Source organism: Shewanella sp. 10N.286.52.C2 (genome assembly GCF_002874545.1).
GTDB lineage: Bacteria > Pseudomonadota > Gammaproteobacteria > Enterobacterales > Shewanellaceae > Shewanella.
In genome coordinates this window covers 39,199-63,288 of record NZ_MCTV01000047.1, presented here as the reverse complement: position 1 = coordinate 63,288, position 24,090 = coordinate 39,199, and the positions used below count along the sequence as shown (strand labels likewise).

23 protein-coding genes and 1 tRNA gene are annotated in these 24,090 nt (G+C 42.3%); 9 read left to right on the top strand and 15 right to left on the bottom strand.

Going from position 1 to position 24,090, the window contains the following annotated elements:
• Positions 1-380: 380 nt before the first annotated feature.
• The 8 genes from BCU94_RS16305 to BCU94_RS16270 form a co-directional block, all read right to left on the bottom strand.
• Positions 381-1,166, bottom strand: coding sequence for a helix-turn-helix transcriptional regulator (locus BCU94_RS16305; RefSeq protein WP_102476974.1), 786 nt, complete (start codon positions 1,164-1,166; stop codon positions 381-383).
• Positions 1,167-1,819: 653 nt separating this feature from the next.
• Positions 1,820-1,910, bottom strand: a tRNA-Ser gene (locus tag BCU94_RS16300).
• A gap of 132 nt (positions 1,911-2,042) precedes the next feature.
• The gene (locus tag BCU94_RS16295; RefSeq protein WP_102437417.1) at positions 2,043-2,378 is read right to left on the bottom strand and encodes a hypothetical protein; all 336 of its coding nucleotides are present in this window, start codon (positions 2,376-2,378) and stop codon (positions 2,043-2,045) included.
• Between the two features lie 244 nt (positions 2,379-2,622).
• On the bottom strand, positions 2,623-3,495 hold the full coding sequence (rluB, locus tag BCU94_RS16290; RefSeq protein ID WP_076537086.1) for a 23S rRNA pseudouridine(2605) synthase RluB: 873 nt from the start codon (positions 3,493-3,495) through the stop codon (positions 2,623-2,625).
• On the bottom strand, positions 3,496-4,083 hold the full coding sequence (gene scpB, locus BCU94_RS16285; RefSeq protein ID WP_102437419.1) for an SMC-Scp complex subunit ScpB: 588 nt from the start codon (positions 4,081-4,083) through the stop codon (positions 3,496-3,498).
• Positions 4,084-4,116: 33 nt separating this feature from the next.
• A complete protein-coding gene (locus BCU94_RS16280; RefSeq protein WP_076537092.1) occupies positions 4,117-4,905 on the bottom strand; it encodes a ScpA family protein in 789 nt (262 codons plus the stop codon).
• 241 nt (positions 4,906-5,146) lie between these two features.
• On the bottom strand, positions 5,147-5,767 hold the full coding sequence (locus BCU94_RS16275; protein ID WP_076537094.1) for an L-threonylcarbamoyladenylate synthase: 621 nt from the start codon (positions 5,765-5,767) through the stop codon (positions 5,147-5,149).
• Complete coding sequence (locus BCU94_RS16270; RefSeq protein ID WP_102437423.1) at positions 5,764-6,624, bottom strand: PHP domain-containing protein; 861 nt, start codon at positions 6,622-6,624, stop codon at positions 5,764-5,766. Before BCU94_RS16270 ends, BCU94_RS16275 begins: the two co-directional genes overlap by 4 nt.
• Positions 6,625-7,099: 475 nt before the next feature.
• On the opposite strand from BCU94_RS16270, the gene BCU94_RS16265 reads away from it, so the two are divergent.
• From BCU94_RS16265 to xthA, 9 genes are all read left to right on the top strand, one after another.
• The gene (locus tag BCU94_RS16265) at positions 7,100-8,650 is read left to right on the top strand and encodes an anthranilate synthase component 1 (protein WP_198590903.1); all 1,551 of its coding nucleotides are present in this window, start codon (positions 7,100-7,102) and stop codon (positions 8,648-8,650) included.
• Positions 8,651-8,688: 38 nt separating this feature from the next.
• Positions 8,689-9,324, top strand: a complete 636-nt coding sequence (locus BCU94_RS16260; RefSeq protein ID WP_102476980.1) for an aminodeoxychorismate/anthranilate synthase component II — start codon at positions 8,689-8,691, stop codon at positions 9,322-9,324.
• Complete coding sequence (gene trpD / locus BCU94_RS16255) at positions 9,324-10,364, top strand: anthranilate phosphoribosyltransferase (protein ID WP_102437425.1); 1,041 nt, start codon at positions 9,324-9,326, stop codon at positions 10,362-10,364. The genes BCU94_RS16260 and trpD overlap by 1 nt, the downstream gene beginning before the upstream one ends.
• Positions 10,364-11,815, top strand: a complete 1,452-nt coding sequence (gene trpCF / locus BCU94_RS16250; protein WP_102437426.1) for a bifunctional indole-3-glycerol-phosphate synthase TrpC/phosphoribosylanthranilate isomerase TrpF — start codon at positions 10,364-10,366, stop codon at positions 11,813-11,815. Before trpD ends, trpCF begins: the two co-directional genes overlap by 1 nt.
• Positions 11,816-11,888: 73 nt before the next feature.
• Positions 11,889-13,094 (top strand): tryptophan synthase subunit beta, encoded by a 1,206-nt coding sequence (gene trpB, locus BCU94_RS16245; protein WP_102437427.1) that lies wholly within the window; start codon positions 11,889-11,891, stop codon positions 13,092-13,094.
• A gap of 4 nt (positions 13,095-13,098) precedes the next feature.
• The gene (gene trpA, locus BCU94_RS16240) at positions 13,099-13,929 is read left to right on the top strand and encodes a tryptophan synthase subunit alpha (protein WP_198590468.1); all 831 of its coding nucleotides are present in this window, start codon (positions 13,099-13,101) and stop codon (positions 13,927-13,929) included.
• A 295-nt stretch (positions 13,930-14,224) separates the two neighbouring features.
• Positions 14,225-14,770, top strand: a complete 546-nt coding sequence (locus BCU94_RS16235; protein ID WP_076537104.1) for a septation protein A — start codon at positions 14,225-14,227, stop codon at positions 14,768-14,770.
• A gap of 18 nt (positions 14,771-14,788) precedes the next feature.
• Positions 14,789-15,088 (top strand): YciI family protein, encoded by a 300-nt coding sequence (locus tag BCU94_RS16230; protein ID WP_102437429.1) that lies wholly within the window; start codon positions 14,789-14,791, stop codon positions 15,086-15,088.
• Positions 15,088-15,897 carry an exodeoxyribonuclease III gene (xthA, locus tag BCU94_RS16225; protein ID WP_102476971.1) on the top strand — a complete coding sequence of 270 codons (810 nt, stop codon included), beginning with the start codon at positions 15,088-15,090 and terminating at the stop codon, positions 15,895-15,897. The genes BCU94_RS16230 and xthA overlap by 1 nt, the downstream gene beginning before the upstream one ends.
• 145 nt (positions 15,898-16,042) lie before the next feature.
• Here xthA and BCU94_RS16220 read toward each other — a convergent pair whose 3' ends face one another.
• From BCU94_RS16220 to BCU94_RS16190, 7 genes are all read right to left on the bottom strand, one after another.
• Positions 16,043-17,764, bottom strand: a complete 1,722-nt coding sequence (locus BCU94_RS16220; RefSeq protein WP_157937402.1) for a GGDEF domain-containing protein — start codon at positions 17,762-17,764, stop codon at positions 16,043-16,045.
• A gap of 46 nt (positions 17,765-17,810) precedes the next feature.
• On the bottom strand, positions 17,811-18,089 hold the full coding sequence (locus tag BCU94_RS16215) for a hypothetical protein (protein WP_102476969.1): 279 nt from the start codon (positions 18,087-18,089) through the stop codon (positions 17,811-17,813).
• A 48-nt stretch (positions 18,090-18,137) separates the two neighbouring features.
• A complete protein-coding gene (locus BCU94_RS16210) occupies positions 18,138-18,938 on the bottom strand; it encodes an SAM-dependent methyltransferase (protein WP_102476968.1) in 801 nt (266 codons plus the stop codon).
• Between the two features lie 68 nt (positions 18,939-19,006).
• The gene (locus BCU94_RS16205) at positions 19,007-19,573 is read right to left on the bottom strand and encodes a GNAT family N-acetyltransferase (protein ID WP_102476967.1); all 567 of its coding nucleotides are present in this window, start codon (positions 19,571-19,573) and stop codon (positions 19,007-19,009) included.
• Positions 19,570-21,084 (bottom strand): pepsin-like aspartic protease, encoded by a 1,515-nt coding sequence (locus BCU94_RS16200; RefSeq protein WP_102476966.1) that lies wholly within the window; start codon positions 21,082-21,084, stop codon positions 19,570-19,572. Before BCU94_RS16200 ends, BCU94_RS16205 begins: the two co-directional genes overlap by 4 nt.
• 295 nt (positions 21,085-21,379) lie before the next feature.
• Complete coding sequence (locus tag BCU94_RS16195; RefSeq protein WP_102476965.1) at positions 21,380-23,623, bottom strand: molybdopterin cofactor-binding domain-containing protein; 2,244 nt, start codon at positions 23,621-23,623, stop codon at positions 21,380-21,382.
• 2 nt (positions 23,624-23,625) lie between these two features.
• Positions 23,626-24,090, bottom strand: coding sequence for a (2Fe-2S)-binding protein (locus BCU94_RS16190; protein WP_102476964.1), 465 nt, complete (start codon positions 24,088-24,090; stop codon positions 23,626-23,628).

Below are 24,090 nucleotides of genomic sequence, written 5' to 3'. Positions count from 1 at the left end.
CCCAAATTCAACTGTGAAGTGCGACACTCGCCTATATCAAGCAGCCAATGTCATATTTTTAAATATTACAGCTGGCTGCTTGAACCCTAAACACTTTTTGGGTCAGTAATTTATTCCCGACAACGCAAACTCAATATCACTATCTGACACGGTTCTTAAGTCCGTTCCCTTTTTACATATTGCCTTGTTCTGGTCAACTCCAACCGGACACTTTTCTAAAAGAGATTTCAAAATCTATCGGTGACTGATCAGTCGAACGCCACTTGAAACATTATTGGATGGGAAACAGATTTGGGTGGATAAAAATCTAGCTCAAATCTAAGCTGACAGACACCATAAAAAAAGAGGTAACGGTCAGATCAAATCTGAGCTATTAGACCTTATGACAAAATTTTATATTTAAATGCAACAGCCACCAGTTGCGAATTGTTTTTAACTTCAAATAAGGCTTTCATTTTATTGACATGGTAGTCGACACCACGCTCAGTCAAGTGCAGCGTTTCTGAAATTGAAATTCTTGAATGACCTTCTGCAAGCATTTTTAACACATTATGACTTTTACGCGAAATAAGCCCCAAACCAGTGAAAGGATTAATCTCTGATGTTGCTTCACTTCCCAGTACCATATTATGAAAATTAGAAATAAATTGCTGCATTTGTTCCCAATTTTGCTCCGCAAACGTCTTTAATACTGTTGGTTCAAATTCACTCATGAAAAAAAATCGCCCATGAAGATAAGGACAGTTTTCACTCTGGTAACGATAATAGACGCGGCTTCTTACGTTATACTTACTTAAAACATCACGACACAGTCGTGAAGCCTCCGTATCCTCTTCGTAACTAAAAATCTGAATGCCACTAGCATTCAATTTGCTCATATTTGGCTCAACTTTAATGGCTTTTTTGGTAAAGTCCGCTCTCATCTTACGCATTGCTGAGTTAGAATATAAAAAATTATGTCGTTTCTCACGTTTACTAATCGACACTTCAGCATCAACATCAATATGAGAGTTTTGCATCTTCACCGATCTTGCCAAATCGAGAATATAAGTGCCCCCAATAAAACCTAAACGACTTACCTCGTTATTTAGTGTTAATTCTAGTCTCTCTCGCCGTTCAATTGCAGAATCAATGGTAACTTTATTACTTATTATTGATTGTTTCATCCCCAAAACTTCCAATGATTTTACTTATATATGTAAGTGTTAATATTACTTATCTACAACGATAGCTTCAGTGATAAACCTCATAACGTAAACAACCAGAAATTTAAATTTGTGACAAACTACTAATAAACATCAAACATCTATATAAAAATATGTCTTTCAATGCATTCTGATATTCGCCAGTTTTAAAGAACATAACGTTATGCGCACACGACAACGATCAGCAATTGTCGTGAGTTTGCGAATCATAAAGTGATAGCCGCAGCCTTAGACACAAAGCTTTACTTAGCCCCCTGTACTGGTCGAACGCCACTTGAAACATTATTGGATGGGAAACAAATTTGGGCAGATAAAAATCTAGCTCAAATCTAAACTGACAGACACCATAAAAAAATGGGTAACTGTCAGATCAAGTCTGAGCTACTACAGCTAAACAGATACGAGTGAAGTACACGTTAATAGGAGCTCTGCTGATGCGAAAAGCAGGGATATTGACTGAGTCAATCCTCTCAAGGAAGATAAGTGACTATAAAACAGGCACTTCAAACACTAGACAATAAAGTAGTTTTGAATTGATAGTATTAATCTTCAATATTTTTAGTAAGTTAAACGAAAAAGGCTCATCATTTCTGATGAGCCTTTCGTCTTAAATATGGCGGAGAGATAGGGATTTGAACCCTAGATGGGCTACAAACCCATGCCGGTTTTCAAGACCGGTGCATTCGACCACTCTGCCATCTCTCCGAACGAGTGAGATAATAGCTATCTCACTGTCTGGTGTAAAGCATAAATTGTCATTATCTTTCTGTTTGACTATTTCGGCAGCAATTTTGTGGTTTGTGCTGCCATTTCGTACTCACTATTTGCGATCTGATACTAGTTATCCATTTTTACTGGGGTTAGGCCTTTAGCTCGATCTTCTATGGCATCTTCTAATTCAAACCCTGACTGCTTCCATGTACCCGCTTCTTCTGGATTAAATTTCTCTTTTGACCATTCAGCTGCTGACTCAACATTAAAGCTCGCTTCGCTCCATTGCTGTGATTGTTCAGCATTAAAGCCGCTCTTACTCCATTTTTGAGCTTTAGCTGCATCAAAGCCTATCGCTTTCCAATCTGCAATATCTCTTTCTGACATTCCTTTCCAGGTTGCTGGCGATGAAGCACAGCCATAGATAAGACACACAAAGATGGCACCGATTAACTTTTTCATTGAATACTCCCTTAACTGTAAGTGTACGTAATTGATGAAAAAACCATCAACATTAAATATAGTTAGCAGATATCACAGTTTCAAGTTAGCGATAGGGAATTATGAGATTAATAGCAAAACACCACGAAATGACTAACTAATAATGCTTTATTACGGGTGTTTTAATAAGTAGGCAGAGGTTTTAGGTATTAAAAAGGCCACATAGTGTGGCCTTTTGTGTCAAACAAGCACGTACTAAAACGTATTAACTACGCTGGCGGTTTGATTTAGGACGCGCTGCGGTAGTTTTGTGCTTACGCACTGCTCGGCGGATCTTAGCGCCTTTCACTTTAGCACGAGCGACACTGTGTTTATCAGTACCTAACATGGTGCGAGTTTCAGGCTCTAGACCTGCAACTTGGCGCAAGTAGTTTACTTGCTCCATATCCAGTTCAACCCAACCGCCACGAGGTAGTGACTTAGGTAGCTCAACCATGCCGTAACGAATACGGATAAGACGGCTAACTTGCACTTCTTGTGATTCCCATAAGCGGCGAACTTCGCGGTTACGCCCTTCTTTTAGGGTCACATGCCACCATTTATTAAGGCCTTCACCACCAGCAGCTTTGATGGTATCAAAGTTGGCAGGACCATCTTCTAATGTCACGCCTTTACGAAGACGTTGAACTGCCGCTTCAGGTACATCACCAAATGTGCGCACCGCATATTCACGGTCAACTTCATTTGATGGATGCATTAAACGGTTAGCTAGTTCACCATCAGAGGTAAATAACAGTAAACCTGAAGTATTGATATCCAAACGCCCTACCGCTACCCAACGTGAGTCACGTATTGTCGGTAAACGTTCGAAAACCGTTGTTCTGCCTTCAGGATCTTTACGACTACAAATTTCACCTTCTGGCTTATGGTATGCCAACACACGACAAATAATGTCATCTTCGGTTTTGATGGTTATAGCACGGCCATCGATACGGATTTTAGCTTCTGCTTCAACGCGATCACCTAAGTTGGCAATTTCTCCGTCTACACTAACACGGCCTGCAGCAATCCATGCCTCCATCTCACGACGGGAGCCATGGCCTGCACGGGCCAAGACTTTCTGCAATTTTTCGCTCATCTAGTTCGACTCTTCTGTTTGTTGTGACGCCATTGAGACTTTCTCAAATAACGCCTGCAATGACTCTTCATCCGATAGCGACGGTAAGTCTGCTAGGGTTTTCAAGCCAAAATAAGATAAAAATTCACTGGTGGTGGCATAGAGTGCCGGTCGCCCAGGCACTTCTTTATGACCCACTGTTTTTACCCAGTGTCTATCAGCTAAACTCTTTATTATGTGGCTGCTGACGGCCACACCTCTTACATATTCAATATCACCGCGAGTAACTGGTTGCCTGTATGCAATTACTGCTAAGGTTTCTAAGGTCGCACGTGAATATTTAGGGGATTTCTCTTGCCACAATGGTTGTAAGAATTCACTTAACAGCTCTTGGGTTTGAAAGCGATAACCACCAGCCACTTCGACCAGTTGTACCCCACGCTCTTGATAATCTTGTTGTAATTCATCGAGGCATTCTTTAATGCGTGCTCGAGAGACATCAAATTTCACTAATACTGTGTCTTTTAATGCTTTTACGGTTAGTGGTTTACCCAACACAAATAAACTGGCTTCGATTAATTGTTTTAATTGAATCATGTTTATTTGCATGGTCATCCTTTATCGTATCTTGTGCAATGCAGCTTAAAACGCTTTGACATAAATGGGGGTTAACGGCTCGTTTTGAACCAAATCAACCAATAGCTCTTTAACCAGTTCCATTAAAGCTAAAAAGCTCACTACCACGCCAGCTCGGCCTTCACTAATGTCAAATAAATCAGTAAATGGCACATAATGCTCGGTCGATAGTAAAGCTAATATCTGACTCATGCGTTCACGGGTCGATAATAGCTCGCGTTTTACATGGTGATGTTCGTTGGCATCAATTCTTTTGAGTACCTCTGAAAATGCTTGAGCAATATCAACTAAAGACACTTCAGGTGGCATCACCATTGGTTTTACATTGGGCGAGAGTGTCGCTTTCGCTAAAAATACATCTCGCTCTAGCCTCGGAAGTTCATCTAAATCAGCTGATGCCTGTTTGATAACTTCATAAGCTTTCAATTGACGAATCAACACTACCCGAGGATCTTCATCATCGTCTTCTTCGGTTGCCATTTTAGGCAACAGTAGTCGTGATTTTATCTCGGCTAATGTGGCTGCCATGACTAAATAATCAGCGGCAAGCTCTATTCGCGCTTCGGTTAAAATTTCAATATAAGCTAAATATTGGCTGGTGATTTTTTCTATTGGTAAGTCAACAACGTCGAGTTTTTGCTTACGAATTAAGTACAACAATAAATCTAGCGGGCCTTCGAATGTTTCTAAAAACACCTCAAGGGCTTCAGGAGGAATGAATAAATCATTAGGCATTGCGTCAAACGCTTCGCCTCGAACAACCGCTAAAGGTAAACTTTTCTGGATACCTTGCATTGTCGTCCCTTAATTTAATGATTAAAATCAGCTTTCTAAGTCAAATAACTTATTAAACTACATTACTACTGTTTGGCTATATCTGTTGTATTTCACAAAGATTAAACTTATATCAACTAAGTATTCAGAAAATATCTGCATCTAATTTTAGCGAGAAATTACCAAACGCGCGATTATACGCACTATTGACTGTGGTTGAAACCACTATCAATCAAACTTGTGCATTCAACCGTTGCAAGGGTTATTCAAAAATACTGGTATCGCCGGCGCCTTGACGAATTATATCGATATCGCCTTCAGACATATCTATAACCGTGGTTTGATTTTCAGCAAGGTAACCACCATGAATAATAGCATCGACATTGTGCTCTAAAATATCTCGAATATGCTCAGGATCAGACTCAGCAAATTCTGCATCTGGCATCACTAAACTGGTAGACATAATTGGCGCTTCTAACGCTTCCAATAATGCCAGTGCAATTAAATTGTTTGGCACACGAATACCAATGGTCTTTTTCTTGTCACATTGTAGTCGACGCGGCACTTCTTTACTGGCTTTAAAGATGAAGGTATAAGGCCCAGGTGTGCAACTTTTCAATAAGCGGTAAGCTTGATTATCCACTCGAGCGAAATTGGCTAATTCTGATAAATCGCGACACATTAACGAAAAATTATTGTCGTTATCAATCTTACGAATGCGCGCCATACGGGTCATGGCATCTTTTTCACCGATCATGCAGCCCAGTGCATAACCTGAATCGGTAGGATAAACAATCACCCCACCTTGTTTTAAAATATTAACCGCTTGGCTAATTAATCTCGCCTGCGGGTTTTCATCATGTATATAAAAAAATTGGCTCATGTTCGCTCCGTCCAAGATTCTGCTTGCCACACCCACTGTATCCCAGCAGGTTGGAATAAATTTTTACCCAACTCAATCCAATTACTTGGAAAATGAAAATCACTGCCAATTGACCCCATTAGGTTATTCAAATGACTTAATGCGACCAAGTTGGCTCTATCATCAATACTTTGTTGTCCTAATACGACTTCCATCGCATCACCGCCCGCTTCTTTATATTCACGGACTAATTTTTTAAGCCATTTAGCAGATAGCTTATACCCGCTTGGGTGAGCTAATACCGCAACGCCACCACTACGGTGAATAATATTAATCGCGCTGGCCATATCGCCCCAATTATTGGGAACATAACCGGTTTTATTGCGGGCTAAATACCGTTTAAAAACACTCGGCATATCTTTGGCATAGCCTTTTTCAGCTAACCAGCGCGCATAATGGCCTCGACTGATAGCTGCGCCTGCTGCAAATTTTTGTGCGCCTTCATACGCACCTTCAATACCCGCCTTAGCTAAACGAATACCAATGTCTTTAGCCCGTTGCTCACGTAATTCACGTTGGTTTGTTAAAAACGCAAGTAGCGCAGCATCGGTAATATCCAAATTTAAACCGACAATATGAATATCAAAGTTATTCCAACGAGTTGAAATTTCAACGCCATTAATCAGTTTTAATGGCGTGGAATGTTGGTTATTGTATTGATGCGCTTCAGCCAATCCAGCAACGGTGTCATGATCAGTAATAGCGAGCATTTGCACGCCTTTATCAATGGCACGTTCAACAAGTTCAGCTGGAGTGAGTACGCCGTCAGATGCGGTCGTGTGGCTGTGAAGATCGGCCAATAGGGAGTCTGTTATCATTAGGTTATTGTACTTTAAACTTTGTTAGAATGCTTAGCCATCTAGCGTTTATTTGCTACATATACATCAAATTGCTACTGCTTTAGTCGCTAGTTGTAAAAAAATAATAAATTTGAGAAATATTCAATTGACTTTATAAGCCAGCTAAGGTCTTCTATAGCTAGTTACAGAATATAAAACCCATTATAAATGACTTCGCAGTGAAATGACCTGCAAATGACATAAAGAGAACCTTTTTAAATGACAAACTTTAACGCGTTAAACATCAGTTGGTGGTGGCACTTCCCAAATTAACGGGTGGTGTGAAGCGTTGTGGTTATTTAAATAACACAAGATTTTACTAAAAAGCCCGCAGAGATGTGGGCTTTTTTGCTATTTACGGCTTGCACTCTCCAATAAAACTAACGCAATCCAAGCTAAAATGAAGAGAACAGAGTATGAAAAAGCACACTATAAGCGAGGCGCAATAAGCATTATGGAACATCAATTTGCCCATGTGGTAACCCAAAAGCAGACCTTAGCATATCACGCTGACCCGCTTAGTCTTTATCAGCATATTACTGCTAATGCGCCGCATACTATGTTGTTAGAGTCAGCAGAAATAGAAAGCAAAGATCATCTTAAAAGTATTGTATTGACCCATGCAGCCATGATGGTCCGCTGTGATGGTTACCTGCTCACCTTTACTGCATTAACTGATAACGGCGCCAGCTTACTTACGCCAATCAGTAACTTTTTCCAATCCAGTGAGCAACAACGCCAAGATAATGTTATTACCATTCATCTTGCTAAAGCCAAAGAGCTACAAGATGAAGATGCCCGCTTAAAGTCCACCTCACCCCTTGATGGTTTAAGAATGTTTGTCCAGCACATACAAACTGATCAAAGTGATGCTTTTGAGGACTTATTTTTAGGCGGTGTGTTGGCCTATGACTTGATTGATACGGTAGAGCCGCTACCTGATGTTCCTAATGCCGACAACGATTGCCCTGATTACTTATTTTATTTAGCTGAAACCTTAATCTTGGTTGACCACCAAACCCAGCAAGCCGACATTATTACTCATCAATTTTTCGACAGTGCAGCTCAAGCCTCGTCACTGCTTGAGCGAGTTACTCAGCTTAAAGCCAATTGCCAAACATTGGCAGCAGTAGCGCCATTGGTCAGTATTGATGCCCCGACTCAAGTCAATATCAGCGATGAAGCCTTTAAACAAACCGTGGTTGATTTAAAAGAGCACATTGTTGCTGGCGATATTTTCCAGGTTGTCCCCTCACGTAGCTTTAGCTTGCCTTGCCCTAATACTCTAGGTGCATACCGCGCATTAAGACTGACTAACCCAAGTCCATACATGTTTTACTTTCGTGGTCCTGATTTCACTTTATTTGGCGCATCACCTGAAAGTGCCCTTAAATATGAAGCCGCCACCAATCAAGTTGAAATCTACCCTATTGCGGGTACCCGCCAACGGGGTAAAACTGCCGATGGCCAGATTGATTTTGATTTAGATAGCCGTATTGAACTTGAACTGCGCCTTGATAAAAAAGAGCTCTCTGAGCACTTAATGTTAGTGGATTTGGCCCGTAACGATATTGCTCGTATTAGTCAAAGCGGCAGTCGTAAAGTGGCCGAGTTATTAAAAGTTGACCGCTACTCTCACGTGATGCATTTGGTGAGTCGGGTGACAGGTCAATTACGCGAAGATTTAGACGCGCTACATGCCTACCAAGCAAGTATGAATATGGGCACCTTAGTTGGCGCGCCTAAAGTTCGTGCTTCACAGTTAGTTAGACAAGCTGAACAAGCTCGTCGTGGCAGTTATGGCGGCGCTGTCGGTTACCTTAATGGTTTAGGTGATATGGATACCTGTATTGTGATCCGCTCAGCCTTTGTTAAACATGATGTTGCCCATATTCAAGCTGGTGCGGGTGTGGTGTTTGACTCCGATCCCCAAGCTGAAGCCAACGAAACCCGTCAAAAAGCACAAGCCGTTATTTCAGCAATTAAAATGGGAGGCGGACTATGAGCACTCTTTTAAACACAACTGCCACGCAAGACAATAATATGAAATTGTATTTACTCGATAACTTCGACTCATTTACCTATAACTTGGTGGATCAATTCCGCTGCTTAGGCTTTGAAGTGATGATTTATCGTAATGATGTCAGTGCTGATTATTTAGCAGAAAAGCTAATAAGCGAAAACGGTAAAGCCGCATTAGTATTATCTCCCGGCCCCGGTGCGCCTCACGAAGCAGGCTGCATGATGGAGCTTATTGCAAAAGTGGCGGGTAAAGTCCCTATGTTGGGAATTTGTCTGGGTCATCAAGCCATGGTTGAGCATTACGGCGGTAAAGTCGAACGCGCTCCTTTTGTCGTTCATGGTAAAGCCAGTCCAACCATTCATAATAGCGAAGGTGTATTTGCTAACCTGCCTTCACCTCTGCCCGTTGCCCGTTATCACAGCTTAGTCGCCACTCAAGTGCCGGCATGTTTAGAGGTCATTGCCAGTACAGATGATATGCCAATGGCAATTTTGCATCCTCAAGATAAAGTGGTGGGTTTTCAATTTCACCCAGAATCAATATTAACCACTTTAGGCAGCACCTTATTAACGCAAACGCTTACCTACCTAACTCAAACATCTGCAGATGTTGATACGTCAGCTAGTGTTGATTCACCAGTTAAAGGAGCCCTGTAATGGCTGAGCTACAACCACTTTTAGACTCGCTATACCAAGGTAATGCCCTTACTCGCGGCCAAAGTGCGCAATTATTTAGTGCTATTGTTGCTGGCGAAATGGATCCCGTCGCCATGGCGGGCATGTTAGTGGCGCTAAAAATGCGCGGCGAAACCATTGATGAAATAACAGGTGCTGCAGATGCGCTGCGTCGAGCGGCTAAACCTTTCCCACGAAGCGCATCGTCGTTAAGCCAAGGCGTAGTCGATATTGTTGGCACAGGTGGCGATGGCCATAACACCATTAATATCTCTACTACCGCGTCTTTTGTTGCTGCAGCTGCTGGAGCAAAAGTCACTAAACATGGTAATCGCGGCGTATCGAGTAAATCGGGCGCATCTGATGTGCTATCGCACTGCGGCATAGCCTTAACCATGAGCCCTGAATCTGCCAGTAAATGTGTTGATGATTTTGGTTTATGTTTCTTGTTTGCGCCCCATTACCATGCCGGTGTAAGACATGCTGTGCCTGTAAGGCAAGCCCTTAAAACTCGCACCATTTTTAATATTCTAGGCCCGCTGATTAATCCAGCAAAACCTGAAGCCATGTTACTTGGGGTGTATTCACCGAAACTAATCGCGCCGATTGTCAATGTGCTTAATGCCTTAGGCGTGAAACGTGCAATGGTGGTGTATGGCAGCGGTTTAGATGAAGTTGCGTTACATGGCGAAACCCAAGTAGCTGAGCTTAATGATGGCAAAATTCGTTTTTATAAATTAACCCCACAAGACTTAGGTGTTGAGCCTGCAGAAATTAAAGCACTAGAAGGTGGTGAGCCAAGTGACAATGCCCTTATCACCCAAGCAATTTTAAAAGGTGAAGGCCAACCTGCTCATCGTGACGCTGTCGCCATTAATGCCGGCTGTGCGCTTTATGTCAGCGGTGTGTGTGACACGGTACAGCAAGGCACAGCGTTAGCACTTGAAACCATCAACAGTGGTAAAGCTTATGAAGTATTAACCCAACTCGCTGCAGCAAGCCAACAAGAGGATGCGAAATAATGACTACCACTAACTCTGGCGCTAATACAGCGGATAAAGAATCAAACGTATTAACCAAGATTGTTGATACCAAAGTAGCGCATATTGCCTCATTAAAATTGCGCTACCCTGAAGCCAGCTTACAGCCAAAAATTTCAGACCGTAGTTTGTTTGATGCGCTTAAGGCACCCAATGCCGGTTATATTTTTGAATGTAAAAAAGCCAGCCCTTCTAAAGGCCTCATTCGCCCTGTGTTTGATGTTGAAGCCATTGCCGACATTTACGTCAAATATGCCGCCGGTATTTCAGTATTAACCGATGAGCAGTTTTTCCAAGGCGATATCGACTATATTCCGTTAGTACGCGCTCGCGTTAGCCAACCTATTTTATGCAAAGACTTCTTTGTTGACCCATACCAAATCAAGCTTGCGGCTCATCAAGGCGCCGATGCAGTGCTATTAATGTTGTCAGTACTTGATGATGAGCAATACAAGCTTTTAGCCGCTGAAGCCGCAAAATACAATTTAGATGCCTTAACTGAAGTCAGTAATCAACAAGAGTTAGACCGAGCAATTGAACTTAATGCCGCTATTATCGGTATTAATAACCGTAACTTGCGTGACTTAAGTACCGACCTTGCCATGACAGAAGCCTTAGCGCCGCAAATTCCAGCTGACCGAGTTATTATTAGTGAGTCTGGCATTTACACCAACCAACAAGTTAAGCGATTAAATCCACTGGTTGATGGCTACCTTGTTGGCAGTTCAATTATGGCCCAAGATGATATTGATTTAGCCTGTCGTCAGCTCATTTTTGGCAATAATAAGGTGTGTGGTTTAACCCGTTTTGAAGACATTAGCGTGGTAGCTCAAGCGGGCGCGGTATTTGGCGGATTAATCTTTCATTCAAAATCGCCACGTCATGTCAGCGTTGAACACGCGGCAGACCTTGTTAACCAAAGCCAGCAAGCAGGCATTGGACTTCATTTTGTCGGCGTATTTGTCAATCAAGCCAATGCTGAAATCGTTGCAACCGTCAAGGCTGTTGGTTTAAAGGTAGTGCAATTACACGGTAATGAAACCAGCGCCGACATAAGCGAGCTAAAACAATTACTCGCAAGCGCCAAGCTTGATTGCCAAATTTGGAAAGCGGTGAGCGTAGACAGCAGCACCAATACCGTTGGCGATAAAGCACAAGGCTGTGGCCGATACTTATTCGATAGTAAAAATAGTGCTGGATTTGGCGGCACCGGCGAGACATTTAACTGGCAAGGGTTACTCGATTCATCAGTTATAACAGCGACTGAACGAGATAACGCCATGCTTGCAGGTGGGCTGACACCCGAAAATATATTTGAAGCCAACCAGCAAGGCTTTTATGGCTTAGATGTTAATTCAGGGGTTGAATCTGCGCCCGGAATTAAAGATGCACACAAAATTAATTTAGCCTTTAACGCCATTAGAAAGAATTAGTGCCATTAGGCAAGACTGAATGGCAAAGCGCCTGCTAAACAACAAAATTAAACAGAATCATTAAGGAATACCCATGACAAAGCTTAAGTTAGACCCTTATTTTGGTGAATATGGCGGCATGTATGTGCCACAAATTCTAGTCCCTGCTCTTAAGCAACTAGAAACTGCCTTTGTTGATGCTCAAGAAGATCCTGAGTTTCAAAAAGAGTTTACTGATTTACTGAAAAACTATGCTGGTCGCCCAACTGCGCTGACATTAACCCGTAATTTAAGCCCTAACCCAATGGTAAAAATTTACCTAAAGCGTGAAGACTTACTCCACGGCGGCGCCCATAAAACTAACCAAGTATTAGGCCAGGCATTACTGGCAAAACGTATGGGTAAAAAAGAAATTATTGCAGAAACCGGAGCAGGCCAACATGGCGTTGCATCGGCATTAGCCTGTGCGTTATTAGGGCTTAAATGTAAAGTTTACATGGGCGCTAAAGACGTTGAGCGTCAATCACCTAACGTATTTAGAATGAAGTTAATGGGCGCAGAAGTTATCCCTGTCACCTCAGGCTCAGGTACCCTTAAAGATGCTTGTAATGAAGCCATGCGTGACTGGTCTGCAAGTTATGACAAAGCACATTACTTATTAGGCACAGCTGCTGGGCCGCATCCATTTCCGACAATTGTACGTGAATTTCAGCGCATGATTGGTGAAGAAACTAAACAGCAAATTCTTAAAAAAGAAGGCCGTTTACCAGATGCCGTGATTGCCTGTGTCGGTGGAGGTTCAAACGCCATTGGCATGTTCGCTGACTTTATTGACGAAAAAGACGTTGAGCTTATTGGCGTTGAGCCGGCAGGTAAAGGCATTGATACCCCAATGCACGGCGCGCCGTTAAAGCACGGTAAAACTGGTATTTTCTTTGGGATGAAAGCGCCACTAATGCAAAATAGCGATGGCCAAATTGAAGAATCATACTCAGTGTCAGCAGGTCTTGATTTCCCATCTGTTGGTCCACAGCATGCTTATTTAAATTCAATTGGCCGCGCTCGATATGAGTCAGCAACCGATGATGAAGCCTTAGAGTGTTTCCAGTTATTGGCTCGCACTGAAGGGATTATCCCAGCATTAGAGTCAGCTCACGCGATCGCTTATGCCGTACGATTAGCAAAAGAGGCAACCAAAGAAACCATTTTAGTGGTTAACCTTTCGGGCCGTGGTGATAAAGATATTTTCACCGTCTCTGACATTCTAGAACAACGTGCTTCAGCTGATGCTGCGAAATAAGGAAATCAACATGTCTGTAAATAATACCAATCGTTATCAAGCTGCTTTCGCTGAATTAGCCGCTAAAAAACAAGGCGCTTTTGTGCCTTTTGTGACCTTAGGCGATCCATCGGTTGAAGTATCACTTAACATCATTAAAACCCTAGTGGATAACGGCGCTGACGCATTAGAGTTAGGCTTTCCGTTTTCAGATCCATTAGCAGATGGCCCTGTGATCCAAGGCGCAAACTTACGTGCCCTAGACTCTGGCACCACAGTGGCTGATTGCTTTGCGCTGCTCACCCAAGTGCGTGAGTTATACCCAGATATGCCTATTGGCTTATTGTTATACGCAAACCTTGTGTTTACTAATGGCATTGATGCGTTTTATAGCAAAGTGCAACAAGCCGGTGTTGATTCTGTGCTAATTGCGGACGTGCCCGTTGAAGAGTCAGCTCCCTTTAGTGAAGCTGCTAAAAAACACGGGATCTCGCCAATTTTTATCGCCCCGCCTAATGCTGATAGCGACACCTTAAAAATGGTCAGCGTTGAAGGTCAAGGCTATACCTATTTGTTATCTCGTGCTGGGGTAACAGGAACAGAGTCAAAAGCTGGTCAGCCCATTGATCAAATACTCGCTAAACTGGCTGAATATAATGCACCGCCACCATTATTAGGTTTTGGTATTGCTGAGCCAAGCCAAGTCAGTGAAGCTATTAACGCTGGCGCTGCTGGCGCAATTTCAGGTTCTGCTGTAGTGAAAATCATTGAGCGAAACCAGCACGATGAAGCGGCATTGCTACAACAGTTAGCTGAATTTACCCGTAATATGAAAGCGGCGACGCATAAGGGCTAATTGAGTAAGCTTACAAGTCAACGGACATAAGCTGACGTTAATTAAAGCAAAACATTGAAACTAAATATGCCGTAATCCAATAGGATTGCGGCATTTTTTTATATTAATGGGACCAAACATACACAGCGCCAATACCGATCCTCAACGATCAATAAAAACTTATCAAAATTTCCCCAAGTTCAGCCGAACGACGGCGAATCAACTTCAGATCAGCTGCGGTAACTGCTACACTTTGAGCCATTATTTTCCTTTAGCAAACGGACTGCTAACACTTACTTTTAGGTTATTGCATCTAATGAAACAACTGCTTGATTTTCTGCCATTGGTTATCTTTTTTACCGTCTATAAATTTTATGATATTTATACTGCAACAGGTGCGCTAATTGCTGCCACAGCCGTGCAGCTTATCGTGACTTATTTGCTCTATAAACAAGTCGAAAAAATGCATTTAATCACCTTTGCCATGGTGACCTTTTTCGGCACCTTAACCTTAGTGTTCCATGATGACGCATTCATTAAATGGAAAGTCACCATAGTCTATGCCTTCTTCGCCATCGCATTACTTGTCAGCCAGTTAATTGGCAAGCCAATTTTAAAAAGCATGCTTGGCAAAGAAATGAAGTGTGCTGATAACATTTGGGCCAACGTCACTTGGTATTGGGTTACCTTCTTTGTTGCCTGTGGTTTGGCTAATATCTATGTTGCCTTCAGTTTGCCGCTAGAAACCTGGGTCAACTTTAAAGTCTTTGGCTTAAGTGCATTAACACTGGTCAATACTGTTATTACCGTTGTGTATCTGTATAAACATATGGAACATGATGAGTCTGAACAAGCAAAATAAACTTAAGGAAACTTACTTATGTGGTACATGATTTCGTCACAAGATGTTGAAAACAGTTTAGAAAAGCGCATGGCTGTCCGCCCTGCTCATTTAGCGCGCCTAGAAGCATTGGCTGGCGAAGGTCGTTTGCTTGTTGCAGGCCCTCATCCTGCTATTGATAACGAAAATCCTGGTGAAGCAGGCTTTACCGGTTCGTTAGTAGTTGCTGATTTTGAGTCATTAGTCGCTGCACAAGCTTGGGCAGATGAAGACCCGTATATTGCAGCGGGCGTTTATGAAAAAGTTATCGTTAAGCCATTTAAAAGAGTACTGGTTTAATGAAAATAGTCTCATTTAACATTAATGGTATTCGAGCACGTTTGCATCAGCTGCAAGCGTTAATCGACAGCCACCAGCCTGATGTTATTGGCCTGCAAGAAACCAAAGTCCACGATGAAGCATTTCCAGTCGCTGACGTTGAAGCAATGGGTTATCACGTACATTATCACGGTGGTAAAGCCCATTACGGTGTGGCTATGCTGTCAAAAGCTGAACCTGTTGAAGTCATTAAAGGTTTTAGTAGCGATGCAGAAGATGCCCAACGCCGGATGATCATGGGTAAGTTTACTCAAGCTAATGGCCGTATTCTAACTGTGATAAATGGCTATTTCCCACAAGGGGAGAACATCAGCCATGAGACTAAATACCCTGCTAAACGCAAATTCTACCAAGACTTAATGCAACACCTTGCCGATAACCACACCCCAGATGAAGATATCGCGATTATTGGTGATATTAATATTTCACCGATTGATTTAGATATTGGTATTGGTGAAGTGAACGCCAAGCGTTGGCTTAAAAGCGGTAAGTGCAGTTTTCAACCTGAAGAACGTGAATGGTTAGCGACATTAAAAGACTGGGGCTTTGTTGATAGTTTCCGTGAATTACACCCAGATCGCACTGAGCGTTATTCTTGGTTTGATTATCGCAGTAAGGGCTTTGTTGATAACCGCGGTTTACGTATTGATGTGGTGATGGTGACCAAATCTATGTTGCCAAGGCTGACTGAATCAGACGTAGATTACGATTTACGCGCTATTGAAAAACCATCAGATCACGCCCCGATTTGGAGTACTTTTTCAGACTAGTTTTCTGATGCGAATGTAAAACCTTAAGGTTGGCATTCCTATGTCTTGTCCTAAAAAGCCTAACTACACCTTGAGTATATAGTAGTTAGGCTTTTTGATAACTGCCTCGCTTTAAATGACCAAGGTGGCTTTATTGATGCCTAGATTAATCAGCATAAGTTTCAGTTGATGCACAAACTTTGTTTCGGCCAGATTTCTTAGCTTGATACATGGCATGGTCAGCATCAGCAATCAGTTTATCTAATGATGTACCAGAAGTGCTGAAGTCACTCACCCCAAAGCTGCCACTTATCTCAAAATTAAACCCTGTTTCATCAGTGATGATTGCATTAAGTTTGGCTCGGTAGGTTTCAGCTATGACTAATGCATCGCTTATGCTGCAGTTGGGCAAAAACAAACAAAACTCTTCACCGCCAACACGGGCAAAAATATCTTTATTACGGACTATTTCTTTGCACTCTGAAGCGACCATTTTTAATACCCAGTCCCCTGTTTTATGGCCATAACTGTCATTGATGTTTTTGAACTTGTCTAAGTCAAACAATATACAGCTGCCTGACTGCTTGAGGTTATTACATCTGGCAATCGCAATAGTGGCACGTTGAGTGAAATAGCGACGATTAAACAATCCGGTTAGAGCATCATTTTGCGCTAGATGACGCAGTTTCTTTTGCGTCGATTTGGTTCTGAAAATCATCCCTAGTAATACGGTGACACACAAAATGAGCAGTGCGATAAATAAACGGTTATTTTCTGATTCAACGGTATCAATCTTTTGTTTTAGCAATAATAAATTGTTTTGTTGGCGTAAAAACTCAATATTATTTTGTTGCTCAGCAGCTCGATGTTTTGCGAGTTGATAAGCTAAGTGTTTGGCTTTTATATCATTCAAGTAAGCCTTATCCGCTTCGGCAAATTGTTGATAATATTTAAGCGCCTCAATGGGGTTATTCGCTTGTTCAGCAAGGCTATACAATATTTTATTAGCAATCACTTCTGGTTCTGAACTGCCTAAAGTTTCAGTATAAGTTAATGTCTTTAAAGCCATTTTTTTAGCCTGCTGGTTTTCACCTAAGTCGAAATAGGCTTGAGCAAGGAAACCATAGAAATAAGATAAAATTGGGGTGTATTGGGTTTGCTCAATCATCGATTGATGTTGCAGTAACAGTGCTAACGCTTGTTGGTGTAGATTTGTTTTTATTAATAGCGAAGCCTTAGAGGTATAAATCCCACTCAGCACTACAGGCTCTTGAGCCTGCTCGCAAGACTCAATGCCATCATTAAAAAGCGGACTATCGTACTCAATCAGATTGAGTTTGGATTTAGCCTCTAACGAAAGCTGCGCCGCCATGCAGTGATTACGGCCTTTTGTGACGTAATCAGATAGCTTACTGGCATATTCTTCACCTAGCTCATATTGACCAATTTGATTATAAAAAATGGCATTGATGAGTAATCCACGTTGTTTATTTTCGTTATCTACAATATCGGGCAATAAGCTTTGGCTAATGAGCAGATGCTTTAGGCCTTGATTCCAATCTTTCGATATAGCATAGATGTTAACCAGTGATATCGTTGCCCGAAATCTAATCGACGTGGATGTTTGATCGTTATCGACAATATCGGTATAGAGGCCAATCGCGCCTTTAAAATCACCTTTAAATGATTTTTGATAAGCCAGCAGGTAGTGGTAATGCCCTTGTTGTTGCTGAGACAGCTGTGCTTGTTCTAGTTCTGATAATATTGTCTGAAACGTTTCTGGGTGGCTACTACGAAGATTATCAGCCTTAACTAACAAATCATCGATGTAATTTGCGTTTAGCGATGTTGAAATAAATAGTGCGAAAATAAAAACAAACTTTTTCATCAACTTTAGATCCATTTTTATTTTCGCCAGTTATCTATGTAAATAGTTAAGTATTTGAGGGGTCGTTATCTTTATCTTCAGGCTGGCTTTCATCAGCAGGTTTTTCATCCTCTGCTGGTTTTTCACCTTCTGCAGGAAGCATCATGCAAACAATATCAGGGCAAATATCAAGCTGCTTTTCTAAGCTAGTGATGTCATTACTTGATAATGCCTGTTTTAACTCAGGAGTTAAATTGGATGTTGAAATCGCATCCGCTAATGAAAGTGGATTTTGTAAGTCCGCATCTTGTCCCATACGCTCGAGTAATTGAATAATGTTTGACATGTTTTCTCCTTAAAATGATGTCTTGTAAATCCAGCTTATATTTACAATTTAGCTTGCTTGGTGGTGACTTAATTGAGCTTCTAGCTCAAGTAGTCGGGTTTGTAATTTGGTATTAACTTTCATACTTTCTGAAGGCGGGATCACCAATGTGGTATGTTGATGGATAGCAACTTGGGCTAATTCGTTAACTGGGATGCGTTGTTGGCGAACCTTATCAATCGGTAACACTGCCGCTTCATATAATATTACCGAATGGTCTGCAGGATAAGTTTCAAGTAACAGTTCAACTAACAGTTGCTTATGGGCTTGTCCTGTCTCAAGTCGCTGTAAAGACTTATCGCCAGCGACACCCACTTGCCATAATATTAAGTAAGCAGATGCATCAATTTTACGTTGATAGAACATAAATTGACTTGCTTCAAAATGCTGACAACCAACACGACCCGGGTCGATGCCTAAATCCGCATATAAACAGTCTTCAGCAGAAATGCCAGGGATCATCTTGGCATCAAAACCCTCTTTTTTTGCCTGTTCGATTGCAACATGGGGAGCTTGAGCGAATACGCCTGGGTGGCCGTAAAAAGCGCCAACGACTTTTTTACCCGCTCTGACTTGTGCGAGCATGGCATCAACCATTTGTTTATAGGTAATGTGGCGAGACTTTCCTTTATCGTAGAAGACTTGTAGGCTTCGGACATCGGGGTGCATTTCTTTAAGCCATAACTCGACAATACCGTTAGAGACACCAGAAAATACCACGTCGGCTTTATCAATATGGCTCTTGCTAATAGGGCAAATATGCGCCCCTAGCGTCATTCCTAACCCTACGCAAACTAAAGATCCATTCATTGGAGTGTATTCTCACGCCTTAATAATTACAGCTAATGTTACTTCAATGTTACCTTGATGATAACAATTTAACAGGTATTAATATGATTTGGCAGTGATTTCTGCCAAATTTCTGCGGTGACATAACTACTGATGTATTGGGTTTTATCTTTAGTGCTTTTTTTATCTGTGATATCAGCTTCTGGCTGTTCGATAATAAACCCCAATTTTTGGGTACTTCTATGGGTTGCATAATTGGTGCTGTCATATTGAGCGTAAATTCGTTCGAATTTAAGCTGACTAAAACCAAAACTAATTAAGCCGATAGTCGCCTCTTCAGCAAGTAACTTACCGTTATATTGTCTTAATAACATAATGCCAATATCAGCGTGGTTCGATTGATTTTGTTGTGCGAATAAGCTTTGTAAACCGATTGCTTGGTTATTGTGTTCGATAAGCCACACCCTGCGTTGTTTGATTGGAGTGAGGTTATCTTGTAAGGCAGTTTCGAAAAATTGCTTGATTTGCTTCGGCTCAAAGGGGGCGCATATTTTTCGCATTGTTTTAGGATCGGAGTAGAGCCGCTCAAATATGTCAAAATCACCTTGCTGTATTAATCGCATTGACAGACGTTGAGTGTTAAAGCTGTAATTCATTTAACCGCACCCGTTGATACTGATAGCTGATGTTTGGCTGCCCCTTGCACCAGTTTTGATTCAAAGGGTACTTGCTCTGCAAAACGAATCACTCCAGTTTTATGTTCCTCTCGGTCAAAAATAACGTAGTAATTGTTGAGTAGCGGTAAGCCAATTAATGACTGATTACCCCACTGCGGTAACTTGCCAATAATTTTGAAACACGCTTTACCTTGTAAAGGACTATTAAGTTGCCAGTAATCATGGGGCTTGCAAGTTAATGTGATGGGTTCTGGTTGGTGACTATTGGTTTGAGTATGAGTATGAGTTTGAGTTTGAGTTTGAGAGTGAGTATGAGAAGCTGGCGCACCGCCATGACCATCACACTCAGGATGACCCGCAAAAATAAACTCAATATCTGGCCACTGCGTTAAATCCAGTAATTCGGCATCGATCCCCACTTCTTGTGCTGCAAGGTCGGTAAAAGGCGCAATTAAGCTTAAAAAATCCTGTGGAATGCCAGTGTGTTTGTTTGCTGCGGAAGCGGCTAGTTTTTCAGTCAAGGTTTGTAAGTTCTGCTTTAACCCCTCGAATAACACATCCGTTAACATGATACCGCTAGTGCCGGTATCGATAATTGCATTGGTTAAGTAGTAGGCAAACTCAGGTTTAAGATCGGCGGCATTAATTTGCGCAAAGTCACCCACTTTAATCCCAACTAAGGTGACATTGTAGTGTACGTTATGTTCAACTTTTATGTGCTTGAATTGACCTTGATATAAGTGTGTTTGCTCTTTGCCACCACCAAGAATTAACCAGCCCTGATTTAAAGGATCTGCAGCAAGTGATGCTTTTGATGGCGTTGCACTCGCCACATGCACACTGGATCGCTGAGAGTAAAAAGCGAACTTGTTTGCACATAATCCTTGAGTTTCTAACTGGGTAAAATACGGCAAAATATCCTGCTCTGGCTGAGTTTTTAAAAAAGCCTTAAAGCGGGTTAAATCATTGCTACTAAAGTGCTGATGTTCATCAGTGTGGTGATGAGTCTCATTTGGGCAAACCGAATCCTCTTCTGAAAATGGCCAAGGATAGGTAACTGGCGGGGAAACATTACGTTCAACTAAATAATCATGCAGGTCATAGCTTGAATTCAGTTGATAGTAAGCTAGGCCTAAAATACCATTGGCTTCGCCAAATGTTTTGCGTTGTGCCAGCGAAGACACCACTGCTACAGGACACGGATTCAAAGTAAATGAAAATGTATCATTGCCTATGGTGACATTCGTATTTATGACAGGCCCGTCCCAACCACCGATACCGTAAGTCACTTCCTGAGCAAAACTGGTGGCCGTTAAATCTGTATCATCTTCGGGGTGATAAGCGACTTGACCGACAACTAATGTGCTACTACCAGAATCAACAATTAAGTTCACTTCCGTTTGTTGACTGCCAATATGTAACTTTACTGTGTAACCGCCTTTTGCATAAATATTGATGAGAGGTAAGGCCAATGGATGTGTTGCTGTCATGTGTCGCAGTCCTGTGCTGTCGAGATTTACTTTTAAAATCGATAATTTAGCTTTAGCTTATATTAAATAAAATTACCTTACTTGTTTTAATTAACTCTTAGCCAAAACATTAGCATGGCCCCTTTTTACAAAAAGCGTCACTGTTGACCTTCTAAATCGAATATGTGCTCACTTCAATAAAGCCTGTGCTGGTCTTGCAAATTTCAGTGTTATTTATACTTTATTATTAAAAATACTTACAAAAAAACGCCCAAATTCTATCACCAATTTGGGCGTTTAAACTTGCTGGCTAAAGTTACATTTTTAACACTTTATTCAGTGGTAAATCACGATAGCGCTTACCGGTAGCAGCAAAAATCGCATTGGTTAAACTTGGCGCCACAGGCGGCACACCGGGCTCACCCACACCAGCGGGTTTTGCGCTTGATGCCACGACAATGGTTTCAATTTCAGGTGATTGCCCCATTCGTAATAACCGATAGTTATGGAAGTTTGATTGCTCCACTTTACCGTCTTTGTAGCTAATCTCGCCCATCATCGCGAGGCTTAAACCAAATATAACCGCACCTTCTGTTTGCGAGTGCGCTCTATCAGGGTTAACCACTGTACCCGCATCAATGGCGGCGATACTCTTTAAAACCTTGAGGTTATCGCCGTTAACTTCAACTAATGTCGCAACCGCCACGTAGCTGACGAAGCTACGATGTACTGCAAAACCCCAGCCTTGACCGTCTTTGACTTTAGGGTGTTTCGCCATCGCTTTTTCTACCGCATCGATAACACCAAGAAAACGACCAATATCGATGGGAAAATCATCTAAGGTTTCACCATAGTTACCGTATTTGACGATTTGGTTCTCAAGCTTTTCATAGCGTGGCGTACCGAGCAGCTCACGCCACATTGCAATGCAAGGTTTACCTGCATTGACCGCCAGTTCATCGACAAAGCTACCGATCCCAAAACCGTGTTGAATATTACACACAGAGCGCATCCAACCGATACGAGAGTGAGCCGTGGCTTTCACTGACTCTAATTGAATTTGAGGTAAATTAAACGGCATATCGGAAAAGCCCAGGTCCAATTCGCCAGCCGATGGCATATCAACGCCTTCAGCAAAGGTTGAACTAATAGACGGGAAACCACTGCGAGCCAGTAATGCTTGTGGCGCTTGGTTGTTATCTAACTTAGCTTGATAATACTGAGCGCTAATTGCATGGTAATAGCCATTTTGAATTTCATCTTCACGGCTCCAGCTGACTTTTACTGGCTTATTCAGTTGCTTGGATAATATCGCCGCTTCTACACTAAAATCGGGCTTAGATTTACGTCCAAAACCACCACCAAGTAGGGTGACATTGACTTTAACTTGCTCGTCTTTAAGCCCTAAAGTGCCGGCAACATTTTTCTGAGTGCTTTGGGGCGTTTGAGTTGATGCCCACAGCTCGCAACCTTCTTTGGTTACTGAAGCGACCGCTACAGGTGGCTCCATCATCGCATGGGTGAGATACGGCACTGTGTACACCGCTGATAAGCTATTATCTTTATTCCAATCAGTAACACTGTCACCCAATTGGCGAATAACTTGTCCAGGTTGGCCAACCCGAGTCACTAGCTGAGCTAAATCTGCATCAGAGTCATAACGGCTATTAGCTGATTCGGTCCAAGTTACTTTTAATGCTTTTCGACCTTGAATTGCGCTCCAGGTGTTACTCGCAATAACAGCTACCCCGCCAAGGGCTTGAAATAACGGCGCGCCTTTAGCAATAGGAATTTGAATAACATCTAGCACTCCTGCAACCGCCCTTGCTGCACTGTCATCAATTGAGGCAACATCGCTGCCTAAAACTGGCGGGCGAGTGATTGAGGCGTAAACCATGCCTTCAACCTTAATATCATAACCAAACACCGCTTTACCGCTGATCATGTCGTCCATATCAACAATTGCGGGAGATTTACCAATGTGGGTAAATTTTGACGCAGGCTTTAAAGTCACACTATCAAGTGCTGGCGTAGTTAATACACTTGCTGCGAGCGCTAAATCGCCAAAACTTAACGACTTTGAGGAGGACTTATCATGGACTTTACCCGCCTTGGCATACACTTGCGATGGCGGTACTTTCCACTCATTCGCAGCAGCTTGCTCAAGCATGACTCGGGCAGTGGCACCCATTTGACGCATTCGCTGATAATGCTTACGTATACTGCGACTGCCATCGGTATTTTGACTGCCAAACTCTTCGTTAGCGAGACCTTGCACGACGACGATTTGTTCCCAGTCAGCTTCTAACTCATCTGCTAATACTTGAGGAATACCCGTTCTGATCCCTTGGCCCATTTCAGAGCGGTGACAGGTCAAATACACTTTATTGTCTTCACCAATGGCAATAAACAAGTTTAGCTGCGCTTGTTTGCCTTCTGCCATGGCCATTGGGCTCCAAGCAAGCCCAGATGCTCCAAGGGCTAAACCACCTCCTACGGCGCCAAATAACTTCAACACCCCACGGCGACTCATATTTTCTACGGCGGTAAAGGTAGTCATAATTACGCCTCCACTTTGGTGTTAGCGGCAGTAAAAATAGCTGCCTTAATACGTGGATAGGTGCCGCAACGACAAATATTACCGGTCATAGCTTGATCAATTTGTGCTTCTGTTGGATTGGCTGTCGTGGTTAATAATGCCGCTGCAGACATTAACTGCCCTGCTTGGCAATAACCGCATTGCGGTACGTTATGTTCAACCCAAGCCGCTTTTAACTTGTCAGCTTCAAGGCCTTCAATGGTGGTAATTTGCTTACCTGCTGCTTGCTTAATACTGGTCAGGCAGCCTCTAACCGGTTTGCCATCAAGGTGAACAGTGCAAGCGCCGCATAAGCCAGCGCCGCAACCAAACTTAGTCCCAGTTAAGCCTAAGATATCGCGCAGCGCCCATAAAATGGGCATATTCGGGTCGGCATCAAGGCTAAAATTTTTGCCATTTACCTGCAACGTTTGTGTTTGTTGTGTCAT